At 69.1% G+C, this 15,112-nt stretch carries 17 protein-coding genes; 3 read left to right on the top strand and 14 right to left on the bottom strand.

Annotated elements, in window-relative coordinates; genetic code table 11:
• Positions 1 to 97: 97 nt before the first annotated feature.
• Genes ABW137_RS24890 through ABW137_RS24880 form a run of 3 tightly spaced genes read right to left on the bottom strand, consistent with a single transcriptional unit; the run spans position 98 to position 3,088 of the window.
• Positions 98 to 1,225, bottom strand: coding sequence for an NAD(P)H-dependent flavin oxidoreductase (locus ABW137_RS24890; protein WP_526404126.1), 1,128 nt, complete (start codon positions 1,223 to 1,225; stop codon positions 98 to 100).
• 58 nt (positions 1,226 to 1,283) lie between these two features.
• Positions 1,284 to 2,315 carry an NAD-dependent epimerase/dehydratase family protein gene (locus ABW137_RS24885; RefSeq protein ID WP_526404125.1) on the bottom strand — a complete coding sequence of 344 codons (1,032 nt, stop codon included), beginning with the start codon at positions 2,313 to 2,315 and terminating at the stop codon, positions 1,284 to 1,286.
• A complete protein-coding gene (locus ABW137_RS24880) occupies positions 2,312 to 3,088 on the bottom strand; it encodes an S-methyl-5'-thioadenosine phosphorylase (RefSeq protein ID WP_526404124.1) in 777 nt (258 codons plus the stop codon). Before ABW137_RS24880 ends, ABW137_RS24885 begins: the two co-directional genes overlap by 4 nt.
• 103 nt (positions 3,089 to 3,191) lie before the next feature.
• Here ABW137_RS24880 and ABW137_RS24875 point away from each other — a divergent pair, with 103 nt between their 5' ends.
• Entirely contained in the window at positions 3,192 to 4,061 is an 870-nt protein-coding gene (locus ABW137_RS24875; protein WP_526404123.1) for a 1,4-dihydroxy-2-naphthoate polyprenyltransferase, read from the top strand.
• A gap of 67 nt (positions 4,062 to 4,128) precedes the next feature.
• Positions 4,129 to 4,794, top strand: a complete 666-nt coding sequence (locus ABW137_RS24870; protein WP_526404122.1) for a hypothetical protein — start codon at positions 4,129 to 4,131, stop codon at positions 4,792 to 4,794.
• A gap of 3 nt (positions 4,795 to 4,797) precedes the next feature.
• On the opposite strand, the gene ABW137_RS24865 is transcribed toward ABW137_RS24870, so the two are convergent.
• Both ABW137_RS24865 and ABW137_RS24860 read right to left on the bottom strand, forming a co-directional pair.
• Positions 4,798 to 5,865 (bottom strand): aminotransferase class V-fold PLP-dependent enzyme, encoded by a 1,068-nt coding sequence (locus tag ABW137_RS24865; protein WP_526404121.1) that lies wholly within the window; start codon positions 5,863 to 5,865, stop codon positions 4,798 to 4,800.
• A gap of 7 nt (positions 5,866 to 5,872) precedes the next feature.
• Complete coding sequence (locus tag ABW137_RS24860; RefSeq protein WP_526404131.1) at positions 5,873 to 6,154, bottom strand: DUF4229 domain-containing protein; 282 nt, start codon at positions 6,152 to 6,154, stop codon at positions 5,873 to 5,875.
• Between the two features lie 136 nt (positions 6,155 to 6,290).
• Between ABW137_RS24860 and ABW137_RS24855 the strand changes: the two genes are divergently transcribed.
• Positions 6,291 to 6,449 carry a hypothetical protein gene (locus tag ABW137_RS24855; protein ID WP_526404120.1) on the top strand — a complete coding sequence of 53 codons (159 nt, stop codon included), beginning with the start codon at positions 6,291 to 6,293 and terminating at the stop codon, positions 6,447 to 6,449.
• A gap of 6 nt (positions 6,450 to 6,455) precedes the next feature.
• Here the strand turns inward: ABW137_RS24855 and ABW137_RS24850 are convergent, their stop codons facing one another.
• The 9 genes from ABW137_RS24850 to ABW137_RS24810 are packed head-to-tail and all read right to left on the bottom strand — an operon-like array spanning position 6,456 to position 15,086.
• On the bottom strand, positions 6,456 to 7,559 hold the full coding sequence (locus tag ABW137_RS24850) for a MinD/ParA family ATP-binding protein (protein WP_526404130.1): 1,104 nt from the start codon (positions 7,557 to 7,559) through the stop codon (positions 6,456 to 6,458).
• Entirely contained in the window at positions 7,556 to 8,560 is a 1,005-nt protein-coding gene (gene ccsB, locus ABW137_RS24845) for a c-type cytochrome biogenesis protein CcsB (RefSeq protein WP_526404119.1), read from the bottom strand. Before ccsB ends, ABW137_RS24850 begins: the two co-directional genes overlap by 4 nt.
• On the bottom strand, positions 8,557 to 10,173 hold the full coding sequence (resB, locus tag ABW137_RS24840; RefSeq protein ID WP_526404118.1) for a cytochrome c biogenesis protein ResB: 1,617 nt from the start codon (positions 10,171 to 10,173) through the stop codon (positions 8,557 to 8,559). The genes ccsB and resB overlap by 4 nt, the downstream gene beginning before the upstream one ends.
• Positions 10,170 to 10,976, bottom strand: a complete 807-nt coding sequence (locus ABW137_RS24835; protein WP_526404117.1) for a cytochrome c biogenesis CcdA family protein — start codon at positions 10,974 to 10,976, stop codon at positions 10,170 to 10,172. The genes resB and ABW137_RS24835 overlap by 4 nt, the downstream gene beginning before the upstream one ends.
• Entirely contained in the window at positions 10,973 to 11,572 is a 600-nt protein-coding gene (locus ABW137_RS24830) for a TlpA disulfide reductase family protein (RefSeq protein ID WP_526404116.1), read from the bottom strand. Before ABW137_RS24830 ends, ABW137_RS24835 begins: the two co-directional genes overlap by 4 nt.
• Positions 11,569 to 12,201 (bottom strand): histidine phosphatase family protein, encoded by a 633-nt coding sequence (locus ABW137_RS24825; RefSeq protein ID WP_526404115.1) that lies wholly within the window; start codon positions 12,199 to 12,201, stop codon positions 11,569 to 11,571. Before ABW137_RS24825 ends, ABW137_RS24830 begins: the two co-directional genes overlap by 4 nt.
• A complete protein-coding gene (gene hemL, locus ABW137_RS24820; RefSeq protein WP_526404114.1) occupies positions 12,198 to 13,505 on the bottom strand; it encodes a glutamate-1-semialdehyde 2,1-aminomutase in 1,308 nt (435 codons plus the stop codon). The genes ABW137_RS24825 and hemL overlap by 4 nt, the downstream gene beginning before the upstream one ends.
• A 31-nt stretch (positions 13,506 to 13,536) precedes the next feature.
• The gene (locus ABW137_RS24815) at positions 13,537 to 14,937 is read right to left on the bottom strand and encodes a cytochrome P450 (protein ID WP_526404113.1); all 1,401 of its coding nucleotides are present in this window, start codon (positions 14,935 to 14,937) and stop codon (positions 13,537 to 13,539) included.
• A 14-nt stretch (positions 14,938 to 14,951) separates the two neighbouring features.
• Entirely contained in the window at positions 14,952 to 15,086 is a 135-nt protein-coding gene (locus ABW137_RS24810; RefSeq protein ID WP_526404112.1) for a hypothetical protein, read from the bottom strand.
• Positions 15,087 to 15,112 lie beyond the last annotated feature (26 nt).

The raw sequence follows: 15,112 nt of genomic DNA, 5'->3' as shown, positions 1-15,112 counted from the left end.
TCGAGGTGCGGCTCCCGCTGGCGGGCGAATAACCCGCGAGATTGCAGCCACGCAGGCACCTTCTCGCACTTCCGCTGCGCCAGTGCAATCTCGCGGGCTAGTCTGGGACGGAGTCGCCAAGCCGCTGGGCGGCGGCGAGGTAGTCCTCGATGAATTCGAGCACCACGGTGCGCGCGGGCTTCACCTTGTTCATCAGCCCGACGCCCTGCCCGACGAAGTAGGTGGCCAGCTCCTGCGCGCCAGGATGGCCGCTGGCGGCGAGCTTGTCGATGCGCCGCAGAGTCGGCTCGACCAGCATCGACTGCAGCGGAAGCGGAAGCGGCTTCTGCCCACCGGGATTCGGCGCCCACGCGTTGGTCCAGTCCGAGACCAGTTGGCGCGACGGCTTACCCGTGCGGCCCGCGGAGCGGACGGTGTCGCGGGACGTGGCGGCCAGCATCTTGGCCACCGTGTGCGGCGCCGTCTCGGCCTCCTCGGTGGTCAGCCACACCGACCCCGTCCACGCGCCGTCCGCACCCAGCGCCACGGCAGCGGCCATCTGACGGCCGGTCACGATCCCGCCCGCCGCCAGCACCGGGATGTCACTGTCCATGGCCGAAAGCGCCTCAAGCACTTCGGGAATGAGGACCAGCGTGGTTACCTCGCCGCAGTGTCCGCCCGCCTCCGTGCCCTGCGCGACGATGAGGTCAACCCCCGCCGTGACCTGCTTGACCGCGTGCTCCTTGGCGCCCACCAAGGCGGCGACGGGCACCCCGTGTTCACGACCGGCCTCGAGCATGTAGTCCGGGGGCACGCCGAGTGCGTTGGCGATCAGCTTGATCGGATGGCTCAACGCCACCCGTAGCAATTCCTCGCCGGCGTCGCCGGTCAGCGACGACCCCCCGAGGCGCGGCGCGGCGTCCAGTTCGATGCCGTGCTCGGTCAACAGCCGGGCCACGAAATCCCGGTACTCCTCGGGAATCCGATCGGTCAACTCGGTGCGCGACAGGTTCTCGCCCTTGCCCTCGAACTTGGCGGGCACGATGATGTCGGCGCCGTACGGCTTGCCGCCGACGTGGTCGTCGATCCAGGTCAGCTCCTTGTCGAGCTGATCCGGCGAGTACGCCGTCGCCCCAAGGACGCCGAAACCACCCGCGTTGGTGACGGCGGCGACCACGTCGCGGCAGTGGCTGAACGCGAACAACGGGAAGTCGATGCCGAACTGTTGACAGATGTCGAGTTTCACCCCGCCAGTATTCACCCGGGCGGTGGCACGTCGCGGCCATCTCCGCTGCTGCGGGGAGTCAGCCGCGCAGCGGCGCGAACGCGAACTCCTCAAGGCCGTCGGCCGGATCGATCGCCGCACGGAAGCCGAGCACCTCGGCCGCCGCGGCCGGATCGGCCACGATGTGCCGGACGTCGCCGCTGCGATACTGGCCCGTGACGACGGGCGGCAGCCCCCCGCGGGCCGTGCAGATCCTCGTCGCGACGTCCATGATCGAGATGGGCCGCCCCGAACAGACGTTGAACGCCGCGAAACCGACCACGTCCGCACCGACCGCCGCCACGTTGACCGCCGCCACGTCGTCGACGTGAACGAAGTCACGCATCTGGCCGCCATCCTCGTAAACCCTTGGCGGTTGGCCTCTTTCGATGGCCGACCGGAAGATCGCCGCGACCCCGGAGTACGGGGTGTCGCGTGGCATGAGCGGGCCGTAGACGTTGTGGTAGCGCAACGCCACCGCCGACCCACCCGTCGCCTCGGCCCACGCCAGCGCGTAGTGCTCCTGCGCGGTCTTGCTCGCCGCGTACAGACTGCGCGGCCGCAACGGGGCATCCTCCCCCACCAATCGCCAGCGCAGTTCCTCGCCGCCGACGGGACAGCGGTGCTCGAAGACGTTCGCCTCGAGATCCTCGCGGGTGCGCGGCAGCGGATCGACCGAGCCGTGCTCCGGACAGTCGTAACCACCCTGGCCGTACACCACCATCGACGATGCCAGCACCAGCCTTCGACAACCCGCCGCGAACATCTCCGCGAGCAGCACCGTCGTGCCGAAGTCGTTGTGGCTGCCGTAGTTCGGCGCGTCGGACGCGTCCACCCCGGCCCCCACCACGGCCGCCTGATGACACACCACGTCGACACCGGGCAGCAGCGACGCCAACCCGGACGCATCCCGCACGTCGACCTCCAACACGCCCTCCGGTGGGGTGGCGACGTCGCCGTGCGCGGCGGACAGCATGGCATCGATCGCCACCACCTCGTGGCCCGCAGCGGCCAGCGCCGCACACACCCGGCTGCCGATGAATCCCGCGGCGCCGGTGACCAGAACTCTCACGGCAGTTCGATCGGTAGCTTCATGCCCTCGTGCGGCAGGCAGTCCGTGCAGGTGCGCTCCTGGGTGACACCCGCGATCGCCTCGTGGACCAACTGCTTGAACGGCACCAGGTTGCGCTCGAACTCGGCGAAGACGTCGACGGCCTTCACGCCGGCGCCCGTCTCGATGCCAGCGTCGAGATCGGTCACCAAGGCGATTGCGGCGTAACACATCTCCAGCTCACGCGCGAGAACGGCCTCGGGGTACCCCGTCATGTTCACCAGGGTGAAGCCTTGCGAGGCGAACCACCGGCTCTCCGCGCGCGTCGAGAACCGCGGCCCCTGGATCACCACCATCGTGCCGCCATCGACGACGCCGGGAAGGACCGTCGCGGCCTCGCGCAGCGTCGCGCAATACGGATCGGCGAACCCGACGTGGATGCCACCGGAATCGAAGTAGGTGTCGGGGCGGGCGCTGGTGCGGTCGACGAGCTGATCGGGCACCACCATCGCGCCGGGCCCCAGATCGGGCGTCAGGCTGCCGACCGCGCACGGCGCGAAGATCCGCCGCACCCCCAGTGCCCGCAGCGCCCACATGTTCGCCCGGTACGGGACGGTGTGGGGCGAGAACTCGTGGTTCACCCCATGCCGCGGCAGGAACGCCACCTCGTGGTCACCGACGGTGCCGACGGTGATCGGAGCGCTGGGCATGCCATACGGGGTGTCGACGCTGATGCTGCGCGCATCGCTACCGAAGAACGTATAGAAACCACTACCGCCGATCACTGCGAGCATTAGCCCATTGTCGGCCATGCCTTCTCCCCACCCGTGGCGCGGTGGGTCACGCCAGTCACCCGGACGCTGAGGTTGCCGTTTCCCCCGTGAGACGATGACCGGCGTGGCCAGTTTCGCGCAGTGGGTGGAGGGCGCACGTCCGCGCACGTTGCCCAACGCCGTCGCCCCGGTGATCGCAGGGACGGGAGCGGCGGCATGGCTCGGTGACGCCGTGTGGTGGAGGGCCCTGTTGGCGCTCATCGTGTCACTCGCGCTGATCGTCGGCGTCAACTACGCCAATGACTACTCCGACGGCATCCGCGGCACCGACGACGTGCGCGCCGGACCGCTGCGGCTCGTCGGATCGAAGGTGGCATCGCCGCGGGCCGTCGCCACCGCGGCCGCCGTGAGCCTCGGAGTCGGCGCCGCCGCCGGCCTGGTCCTGGCGCTGGTCAGCCAGCCATGGCTGATCGCCATCGGGGTGGCGTGCATCGCGGGCGCGTGGTTGTACACCGGCGGTTCCAAGCCGTACGGCTACATCGGCCTCGGCGAGGTCGCGGTCTTCGTGTTCTTCGGGCTGGTCGCCGTCCTCGGCACGCAGTACACCCAGGCGCTGCGGGTCGACTGGGTCGGCGCCGCGCTCGCCGTCGCGACGGGGGCGCTGTCGTCGGCGGTGCTCGTCGCCAACAACCTTCGGGACATCCCGACCGACAAGGAGTCCGGCAAGATCACGCTGGCCGTCCGGCTCGGCGACGCCCGCACCCGCGTGCTCTTCCAGGTTCTGGTGGCGCTCGCGTTCGTGCTGACAGTGGTGCTGGTGGTCGCGACGCCGTGGTGCGCGGTGGGCCTGGTGGCGCTGCCCCTCGCCGTGCGTGCCGCGGCCCCCGTGCGTGGCGGTCGCGGCGGCAGGGACCTGATTCCCGTGCTGCGCGACACCGGGTTGACGATGCTGGTGTGGTCCATCGCGGTGGCTGGCGCGCTCGCCATGGCCTGACCCCGCATCGACTGTGCGGTGGCGGCACACTCGGCGGCGCCACCACCGATGGTGGCATCCTGGCGATGTGGGCATCATCTTCCGCTTGGCAGAGCTACTGCTCCTGCTGGTGCCCGTCGCAGGCGTGATCATCGCCGGCATCAACGTGTGGAAGCGGGTCCAGAGGCCATCAGAGGCATCCGCCAGGCCCGTCGACGACGAACCGGCCCCGACGCCCGCACCGCCCGTCAACCCCGCCGCGCAGTGGCGCGCCATCACCCGCACCGTCGAGGAGCACGCCCGCACCGACAAGCGCTGGATGGAGTACGAACTCGACGTCGAGAAGCTGCTCGACTTCCCGTTGATGACCGACATGCGCGATCCCCTGACCACCGCCTTCCACAAGGCCAAGCTGCGCGCCGATCTGCTGCGACCCGCGAAGGCGGAAGACCTTCTCGACGATCGCGAGTCGGCGGCCCAGTACCGCACCGCCGTCGAGGACTACGCGTCGGCATTCAACGCCGCCGAGGCCGAGGCGGTGCGCAGGCGCCGCAGCGACTTCTCCACCGAGGGACGGCAGCGGTTGGCGCGCGCCCGCAGCCTGCTCAACGTCGCCTCGGACCCCGGCGCCACGCCCAACGAACGCGAACAGGCCTACACGCTGGCCACCAAGGAACTCGACGGGCTCATCGTGCTGCCCCCAGCCACTCGCAAGGGCATCGAACGCGGCATCGCCGGCCAGCTCGACGGGTGACGCTCACCCCCTGAGGGCGCCGACCAGCCGATCCAGATCGTCGTCGGTGTTGTACAGATGAAAGCCCACCCGCACGGCCCCGGCCCGGACCGACGCCCGAATCCCCGCGCCTGCCAACTTCTCCGCGGCGTCGGCGAACGGCAGCGACACGATCGCCGAATCCAGCGGCGGCAGATCGAACTCGCGACGCAACCGGGTGGCCAGCGAAACGCAGTGCGCCTCCACGGCCGCGGCGTCGAGCGACGCCAGCCACGGCAGCGTCAATCCCGAACCCAGGGCGCTGAACCACGCCGGCGACGTGTCGAAGCGACGCGCATCGTCGGCCAGCCGCAGCGGCAACCCGTAGATCGTCGACCACGGATCCTCGCCCGCATACCAGTTGGCGAGCAGTGGCGTCATCACCCGGGACACCCTGTCACTCAACGACATCCACGCCGTCCCGCGCGGCGCGAGCAACCACTTGTAGATGGCTGCCGCGGTGACGTCGACCCAGCCGAGGTCCAGGCGCTTCCACCCGGCGGCCTGCGTCACGTCCACCACGGTGATGGTGTCTGCACCGGAAAGCGCGGCGCGCAGCCCGTCGACGTCGAGAACGTCGCCGTTCGCGGACTGGACGAGGCTCGCGACCACCACGTCGTACGTCGCCGCCGAGGCCACCAACTCCGCCGCGGGCAGATCGGTGACCGTGACCCCGCGACCCTCCTGGGCCGCGAACGGAAAGGTGGTACTGGTGAATTCGCCTGCCAACGTCGCGACCCTCGCGCCGTCGGGGATCGAAGCGGCCACCAACCCGAGCACCGCCGAGACGCTGCCCCCCATCGCGACGGATGCGGCGGACACCCCGACCAGACTCGCGTAGGCCTCGCGGCCGCGCCGCACGTGTCCGTCGAAGGAGGGCACGTCCATGGTGCCCGCCCGCCACTGGGCCAGGTGCCGGTCGATCTCGTCGACCAGGAACGTGGGCGGAAGACCATACGTCGGCGAACTGAGAAAACCTGCGGCGCCGGTGAATTCTGCGCCGAAGGCGACCCGCGGCTGGGGCGAGTGAAGCGACGGGGGGTGATCCGTCATGGTTTCGTCACCCCGCGGTTTTCTCGTCACCGTGCAGTCGCGCCCGCAACTGCTCGCGGTCCCGCCTGCGGCGCTCGTCGAACACCGCGATGCTCGCCGTGGCCCGCCGACGCAACGGCGCGAACAACCAGATCCCCATGGGAAGGGCGAGCACGATCGCAAACAACACCGCGACCACCACGGGAAACTCGCGGACGCCGACGAGATGGCCGGCCCCGATGATCACCGCGGCGAGCACCACCGCCAGCAGGATGCGGGCAACCAGGTAGGCCAGAACGTCGACGACCATGCGCGAACCCGGTCGACCGGGCGACGGGTGCCCGTCGCCAGCAACCGAATCCCCGGCCGCTTCGTTCCTGCCATCCGAACCAGACACGGGCCCGAGCCTACCGACGACGCGTATATTTACACCAAGGAGGTTTTCGGTGCAGTTCTTGCTCCTGGTAATGATCTTGGCGGGCTTGGCCTACGTGGCTTGGCGGGTCATCCGCGCCTCGGCCGACCGACCGAGGACACGGGTGATCGGTCCGGACGACGATCCCGACTTCCTCAATCGCCTCGGCGGCGGTACGGGTCCCCGCTAAGCCGACCTATTGAGGTCCCGGGAAGCCGCTTGCCACCACCGATGCCAGTTCGGTCAGCGCGTCCCGGGTTTCCGGCTTCAACCTGTCGAGGCTGATCTCGGCGCCCTCCTCCAGATGCGGATCGAACGGCACCCTCAGCACCGCGCGGCACCGTCGCGAGAAGTGGTCAACGACCTTGCCCTGATCCACCCGTGAACCGCCCCGGCCCGAGCGCGGCCGCACGGCGTTGATCACGGCGATCGAGTCCTTCACCAGCTGCTGATAACCGTGGGCGTCCAACCAGTCCAACGTCGCCGACGCGCTTCGGGCGCCGTCGACCGAGCCGGAGCTGACGACGATCAACACGTCGGCGTTGTCGAGCACCGCGGACATCGCCGAGTGCAACATGCCGGTGCCGCAGTCGGTGAGCACCAGACTGTAGAAGCGCTGCAACACCTCGAGCGTCCGCGTGTAGTCGTCGCTGCTGAACGCCTCCGACACGGCCGGGTCGCTCTCCGAGGCCAGCACCTCGAGGCGGCTCTCCCCCTGTGAGGTGTACGCGCGGACGTCGCTGTAGCTGGTGATTCCTTCGGCGTCGCGCAGGAGATGACGCACGGTCGACGGCGTCTCCAGCGGCACCTTCTGGCTCAGCGTGCCCCGGTCGGGGTTGGCGTCCACCGCGATCACCCGATCACCGCGAACGGACGCGAACGTCGCGCCGAGCGTCGCCGTGATCGTCGTCTTCCCGACCCCGCCCTTCAGCGAGAGCAGTGCGATCCGGTAGCACCCCCGAAGCGGTCGACCGGCCTGCGCGGCGAGCGCCTTGCGCTGCAACTCCTTGGGCCCCTCGCCGAGATTGACCAACGTCGCGGTACCCACGTACAGCCAGCGACGCCACCCCGCCGACGGCTTCCGCTTGGGCTGGCCCAGCAACGCCACGGTCGACGGGTCCAGAAAGGGGGCGTCGGGCTCGCGGAGCACCGGTTCCTGACTCTCGACCACCCGTACGACGGGAATGCCGTGGGGCGGGGTGGCAGCGGTCCATTCCGGCGGTACCGCTGGGGGGCGGTCCTGGGACGGATCGAGGAACCGATGCTGGTCGCGGAACGAGCCTGCCGACGTCAAGCTCAGCCCACCCCGGCGTACGAGTGCAACCCCGTGATGACCAGGTTGATGAAGAACAGGTTGAACACCATCGCCACGAAACCGACCACGTTGATCCAGGCCGCCTTCTTGTCCCGCCACCCGGCGGTCGAGCGGGCGTGCAGGTAGGCGGCGTAGATCACCCACGCAATGAACGCCACCGTCTCCTTGGGATCCCAACCCCAGTAACGTCCCCACGCCTCCTCGGCCCAGATGGCCCCGAAGATGACACCGAAACCGAAGACGGGGAACGCGAAGATCGTCGTGCGGTAGGCGATCCGGTCCAGCGTCTGGGCGTCGGGCAACTTCGCGACGATGGCGCGCACGCGAGGAGCAATCCCATCACCAGCGACGACACCGTCACGACCCACGTCGCCCAGCGGCGACATCTTGAGCAGGAACAGCATGCTGGCGACGCCGGCGACGAGGAACACGCCAGACCCGAGGCTGACCACCGACACGTGGATCGGCAGCCAGTAGGACTGCAGCGCAGGCATGACGGGCGCGGCGTTGGAGTACAGCCACTTGCCCGACACGGCCAGCAGGATCAGCACCGGCAACAACACGAACGCCCACAGCGGGCGGTACTTGGGCCTGCGCAGCGTGATTGCCGCGGCGACCAAACCGCAGAAGCACGTCAGGTTGATGAACTCGTACATGTTGCCCCACGGCACCCGCGACGTCGCGAGCCCACGCAGGACGATGCAGCCGAGGAGCGCCGCGGTCCCGACGTAGACCAGCGCGACGCCGGCGCGGCCGATCCGCTCGTCGCCCGCGCGCGTGGGGGTATCGGCCACGACTCCGGGAGTCGCGCTGTCCGAGGCGACCGAACCGCCTGCGCTCACCAGTTCACGGGCGTCGGCCCTGCGGCTGCGGCTGTAGGCCAGCTCGACCGCGAGCAGCAGCAGGGCGATGACGAGGACGACGAGCGACGAGGTGAACGCCCAGTCCGAGTAGCGCGCCAGCCCGATGTCGATGACAGGATTCATGCGCGATCTCGCTCCGCTTCTCGCTTGGCATTCATGCGCGATCTCCCGCCTTCCTCACCCGGTGACACCAGCCGCGCGGTCAGCCTCTCGAACTCGTCGCCCCACCCGGAGTTGTCGGTGCGCGCGAGGCCTCCCAGCTCGACGTTTACCGTACCCGGCCCAGCTGGGGACAACCGAACCCAGACCCGGCGGCGACGGACCACCAGCGACACCAGCAGGCCCGCCATCATCGTCAGCGACCACACCAACACCCAGATCTGGGCGGGGTCGTGGGACACCTGAACGTTGATGAAGGGCACCGCGCCGTCGAAGCGGACCGCCGTGCCGTCCTTCAGCGTCGTCGACTGGCCCGCCTTGAGGTTGACCCGCGCCTCCTTGGTCAGCCGGTTCTGCCCGATGAGCCGGGGATCCAGGGTGAACAGCGACTGAGGCCGGCCCGTGTCCAACCCGGTGTCGCCGCGATAGACGTCGATCGCCACCGCCGGATCGTTCAGCGCCGGAAAACCCGATGACAGCAGCGCGCCGTCCAGCTGCTCGGTTGGCGCGAACAGACCCTGGATGGCGATCTGGTTCTTGCGCCGCTCGGCGGCATCGGGATACGTCCCCCCCGGCGGGTCGACGCGGATGACGCCGGAGGACAGCAGCGTCAGCGGATCATCGGGCCGCCACTGCACGGTCTGAGTGCGCGTCTGACCGTCGGGGAACGTCACCGTGAACGTCGGCGCGTAGCCGTGGCCCTGCAGGTAGATGCGGTCCCCGCCGAGGCGCAACGGGTGGTTGACCTCCAGGCGGTAGGGCCGCCACGTGTCGGTCACCAGGTCGTCGCCTGCCTGATAGTCGACGTTCGCGGCGAAGCTGAGCGCCTGACCGGTCGGGAGGTAGTCGGCGTCGAAGTCGTTGACCCGCAAGCAGATCGGATTCAGCGAGGTGCCATCGACGGTGTTGCCCGCGCGAAAGGAGTCGAACGCGGCCGGGGAGGCCGAGCAGAAGCCGGGTCCCCCGTTCGCGATGACGATGACGTTGCCCTCATACCCGAACAGCTTGCCGACGGCGATGGCCACCAGCAGACCAAGCAGGGAGAAGTGGAAGACGATGTTGCCGACCTCGCGCAGATAGCCCTTCTCCGCCGAGATTTCGGTGACTTCGGCGTCGTCGCCCACGCGCCGGGTGACCTTGCGCCATCCCTTGAGTCGGTCCTCGACGCGGGCGGCCACGTCGTCTGCCTCACCCGTGATCTCGACGGAGGCGTGCTTGGGCAGTCGCGCGAGGTTCCTCGGTGCGGCGACCGGGGTGGCCCGCATGCTGCGGACGTGCTCAAGAAGGCGCGGTGACAGGCAGCCCACCAGCGAGATGAACAGCAGCGCATAGATGGCCGTGAACCAGAAGCTGGAGAACACGTCGAACGCCTGCAGCCTGTCGAGCCAGGGGCCGATCAGCGAATGCTGGGCCAGGTACTCGTCGACCTTCGCCGCATTCAGGCTCCGTTGCGGTAGCAGCGCACCTGGAATCGCCGCCAACGCCAGCAGGAACAGCAGCACGAGCGCGGTGCCCATCGACGTCAGCGTGCGCCAGGTGTTCCTGGCATACGCCGCAAGGCGCTTCACCAGCCTCATATGGGCAGTCGCATGTCGGAGACGAACGCATCGCGCACCCAGGACACGAAGTCGGCCCACACACCGGTCACCAGCGCGATGCCGACGAGGATCAGCAGGACGCCACCAAAGATCTGAATCGTCCTGGTGTGACGTCGCAGCCAGCCGAGGCCGCGGACGGCTCGCGCCGAGCCGAGGGCCAGCACCAGGAACGGGATGCCGAGACCAAGGCAGTACGCGACGACGAGCACGACGCCGCGCGTGACGGACGTGCCGTCGGTCGCCGACGCCACCGCGATCACCGCGGTCAACGTCGGGCCGAGGCACGGCGTCCAGCCGAGCGCGAAGACCGCCCCGAGCATCGGTGCGCCGCCGACCGTGGACAGCAGCCGAGGACTGAACCTGGCTTCGCGTTGCAAGGCGGGGATGAAGCCGATGAACGCCAGTCCCATCACGATCGTGACGGCGCCGCCGATGCGTTGCAGCAGAACCTGATTGATCAGCAGCGAGGTGGTAACGCCAAGGACGGCGACGGTGCCGAGCACGAACACCACCGTGAAGCCAGCCACGAACAGCCCCGCGGCGCCGACCACCCGCCACCGCGCGGCCCTGACGGCGACGGCGGATCCGTCCCGATCCTCCACTCCGACGACCGCGGCCAGATAGGACAGATATCCGGGCACCAGCGGGACGACGCACGGCGATGCGAACGACACCAGCCCGGCCAACGCACTGACGCAGAAGGCGAGCGCCAACGGGCCCGCCGCCACCAACTCGTCGACCTGATCGAGGGTGGCGGCAAGCACCGTCACGTCGGGCGTCACTTCGCAGTCGCCGCTTCCTCGCCGGCCAACCGCTGCACCACGGGCAGCAGATCCTCGGCCAGCAACTCGCGCAGGAACACCGCGGCGACGCGATGCTCACGATCGAGCACCACCGTCGACGGGATGACGGTGGTCGGGTACCTGCCGCCGAACGCGATCATGGTGCGCATTGCCGGGTCGTAGATCGACGGGTACGTCACGTTGCGGTCGGTGACGAAATCGACTGCGGCATCGCGGTTGTTGTCGCGGACGTCGATGCCCAGGAATTCGACACCGTCGGCCTTCGTGGCGTCGTACACCTTCTCCAGCTGTGGGATCTCCGAGCGGCACGGCCCGCACCACTGACCCCACACGTTGATCACCACGACCTTGCCCGCGAAGTCGTCCAGTGAGATGGTCTTCGACTCGTCCATCAGGTCGGGACCACTGATCTTGCCTGGGCGACTTCGGCTTTCGGGCGGATCGTAGAAGATGTCGGTCTTCCCGCCTGGCGCCACGAACTCGAACGTGCCGCCCTGGGCGACGGCGTCGTCACCGGTCGAGCAACCGGCCAGCAGCAGCACTGCCGACAGGAAGGTGACCACCAGCCATCTCACTGGCCTGCCAGCTCCGCGTAGCTCCAGCCGACCACCTCGGCATCGTGAAAGTAGAACGACGTCAACGACGCGTGATTGCACATCCGATTCGCGGCGGTGGGCAGGTGGTGCAGGGTCTGGCCGGTCAAGGACCGCCGCAACGTCGCCACCGGCAGCTGGTGGCTGACGCACACCGCCTCGTGGCCGATGGCCTTGTCCCTGGCCCGATACAGCGCCGCCTGCATGCGTTCGGCGATGTGTGCGTACGGCTCGCCCCACGACGGTTGCCGCGGGTTGCGCAGGTGCCACCAGTTGCGCGGGTTGCGCAGCGCACCGTCGCCCGGTGACACCCGCTCGCCCTCGAAGACGTTCGCGGACTCGATCAGCTCGGCGTCGGTGTCGATCGACAGGCCGTGCGTGGCGGCGATCGGACCCGCGGTCTCCTGGGCACGTTCCAGCGGCGACGCCACGACGTAGACGACGTCGCGACCGGCCAGCCAGTCGGCGACCCTCGCCGCCTGGGCCCGCCCCTTGTCGGAGAGATGGAAGTCGGGCAGCCTGCCGTAGAGGACCTTGTCCGGATTGTGCACTTCACCGTGGCGCATCACGTGCACGATGGTCTTGACGGGCGTGGCGGCGTTCTCGGTCATGCGGGCCTCTGCGCCTCGGCTGCGGCACGTGCCGCGGCGGGCAGTGCGGTCGCGATGCGTTCGAACGCGTCGTCGTTCAGCGCCGTCGAGACGAACCACGCCTCGAACGCGCTGCACGGCGGGTAGACGCCCGCGTCGAGCAGGGCGTGGAAGAACGCCGGGAAACGCCAGGTCTCGGTGGCGCGTGCCGAGGCGAAGTCGACGACCGGTTCGTCGGTGAAGAATACGCTGAGCATGTTCCCCGCCCGCGAAACAGTATGTGTGACAGAGGCTTCCGTGAGCGAGTCGGTGAGCAGACCCGCGAGGCGGTCGGCGTTGGCGTCCAACGTCGCGTACACGGCATCGTCGGCGGCGCGCAGCGTCGCGAGCCCGGCGGCCATGGCCACCGGGTTCCCCGACAGCGTGCCCGCCTGGTAGACCGGACCGAGCGGGGCGAGACGGTCCATCACCTCGGCGCGGCCACCGAACGCCGCGGCGGGTAGGCCACCACTCATCACCTTGCCGAAGGCGAACAGGTCGGCGTCGACGGGATCGATTCCGTACCAACCGGATCGGCTGACCCGGAAGCCCGTCATCACCTCGTCGAGGATCAGCAGCGCCCCGTGCTCGGCGGTGATGCGGCGCAGGGCGGCGTTGAAACCGGGCAGCGGGGCGACCGTGCCCATGTTGCCCGCCGCCGCCTCGGTGATGACGCAGGCGATGTCGTCGCCGAACTCGTCGAACGCCGCTTCGACGGCGCCGACATCGTTGTAGGGCAACACGATCGTGTCGACGGTGGCGGCACCGGTGACCCCCGGCGAGGACGGCAGCCCCAGCGTCGCGACACCTGATCCCGCGTCGGCCAGCAGCGCATCGCTGTGACCGTGGTAGCAGCCGGAGAACTTGACGATCTTGGCGCGACCGGTGAAGCCGCGGGCCAGCCGGATCGCGCTCATGGTGGCCTCGGTGCCGGAGTTGACCAACCGCACCTTGTCGACGGCACCGACCCGGCCGACGATCTCCCTGGCCAACTCGCTCTCGGTCGGCGTCGGCGCCCCGAAGCTCAGTCCGTCGACCGCGGCCCGCTGAACCGCCTCGACCACCGCGGGGTGCGCGTGGCCAAGGATCATCGGCCCCCACGAACAAACCAGATCGACGTAGCGGTTGTCGTCCGCGTCGGTCAGCCAGCAGCCGGCGGCCTTGGTGATGAACCGTGGCGTCCCGCCCACCGCGTTGAAGGCACGGACCGGTGAGTTGACCCCGCCGGGAATCACGGCGGAGGCCTCGGCGAACAGCCGTGCCGAGGTGGGTGTGTCAGCACGCATGGCAACCAGTCTCCCAGTCGGCGAGCGGGCGTCAACTACAGGGTGTAGTGGGCCGCTCCCGCGCGCTGACGCGGATCGGCCCCTTGGCCACCGTCGTATAGGGCACCTCGACGGGGAAGTCGTCGTCGACCGAGCGGATCTCGACCGAGCCGATGATCGTGGCCAGCGCCAGCGTCGTCTCCAGCAGGGCGAAGTGCTCCCCTATGCACGACCGCGGCCCGCCGGCGAACGGGACGAACTGCCAGCGTGCGCGCTTGGCCGACGCCTCCGGGCTGAACCGGTCCGGGTTGAACACCATCGGGTCGTCCCACAGGTCGGCATCCCGGTGCACGGCCTGAATGCCCACCGCGACGATGCTGCCCGCCTGCACCCGATAACCGTCGACCGCGAAGTCTCGCACCGCCAGCCGCCCGACGCCCGCCGCAGGCGGGCACAACCGCAGCGCCTCGTTGAGCACTTGCCGGGTGTACGAGAGCCGGGGGACGTCGGCGGGGGTCAGCTCCCGTTCGCCGAGCGCAGCGACCTCGGCAGCCACTCGATCCTGCACCTCGCGATGATGACCGAGCGCCCACAGCGAGTAGGTCAGTGCCGTCGCAGTGGTGTCGTGCCCGGCCAGCATGAAGATCAGCAGGTCATTGCAGATGTCGCGATCCGACAGCGCTTCGCCGGTCACCGGGTCCTTGGCCGCGATCAGCGCATGCACCAAGGGCGCGTCACGCGAGGGGTCGGCGCGGCACGCCTGCAGAATCTCGTCGGCGACGCCCAGCATCATGTCGACCGCCCGGCGCGCGCGACGGCGTGCGGGAGTGGGCAGCCAGCGGGGCGCCCGCACCGGTCGCAGCGCACGATCGGCGGCGTACGTCGACGCGACGTGCATGCACTCGGCGATCACGTCACCGCGGTCGTTGAGGTCGAGTCCCAAGATGGAGCGGCCGAGCGACTGCATCGTCAATCGGCGGCACGCGAGGTCGAGGTCGACGTCGAGCCCGGCGTCCAGCCCGACGAGGCGCCAGTCGTCGACCACGGCCCGCGCCGCGTGGGACATGTGGCCGCCGAAGCGACGCACGTTGTGGTTGGTGAACACCGGCTGAAGCGCCCGCTTGCGCGGCACCCACCGCTCGTTGGGCAGTACCCACAGGCTGTCGCCGGCCAGCTGCCTGACTTCGTCGTGGACCATGCAGCGCTCACCGAACACGTGGTTGCGGGCGAGGAGGTCTCCGATGCCGCTCGGCGAAGTGACCAGGATGAGCGGCGGAACCAACCACTTCGGGCCCAGCGCGATGCGACTCACCGGCCCGCCCGCCGCACTGATCACCTCGCCTCCGGTATTGAAGACCCGTACCGCCTTCAGCAACTGCCGCAGGGACAGCGGGTTGCGTGGCACCAACGGAAGCGCACTGACGTCTAGCGTCTTGACTGCGGCGTCACTCATGGCGTCCCTCAACGTCACCTGGCTGGGGTCAGCGCGGAGATCGGATGGTCGGCGCCGTCGGGCAGTCGTTTCCAGTAGCCCTCGACTTCCTCAGCACGACTCCGGGTGAAGACGTTCGCGGTGAACCACGGGGGCTTGAGGTAGGCCATGGGTAGCAGTCTGCCTTGGCGGCCGC

It is taken from the genome of Mycobacterium sp. (assembly GCF_040509115.1).
Lineage (GTDB): Bacteria > Actinomycetota > Actinomycetes > Mycobacteriales > Mycobacteriaceae > Mycobacterium.
The sequence above is the reverse complement of the archived record's forward strand: the minus strand, read 5'-3'. Positions and strand labels throughout refer to the sequence as shown.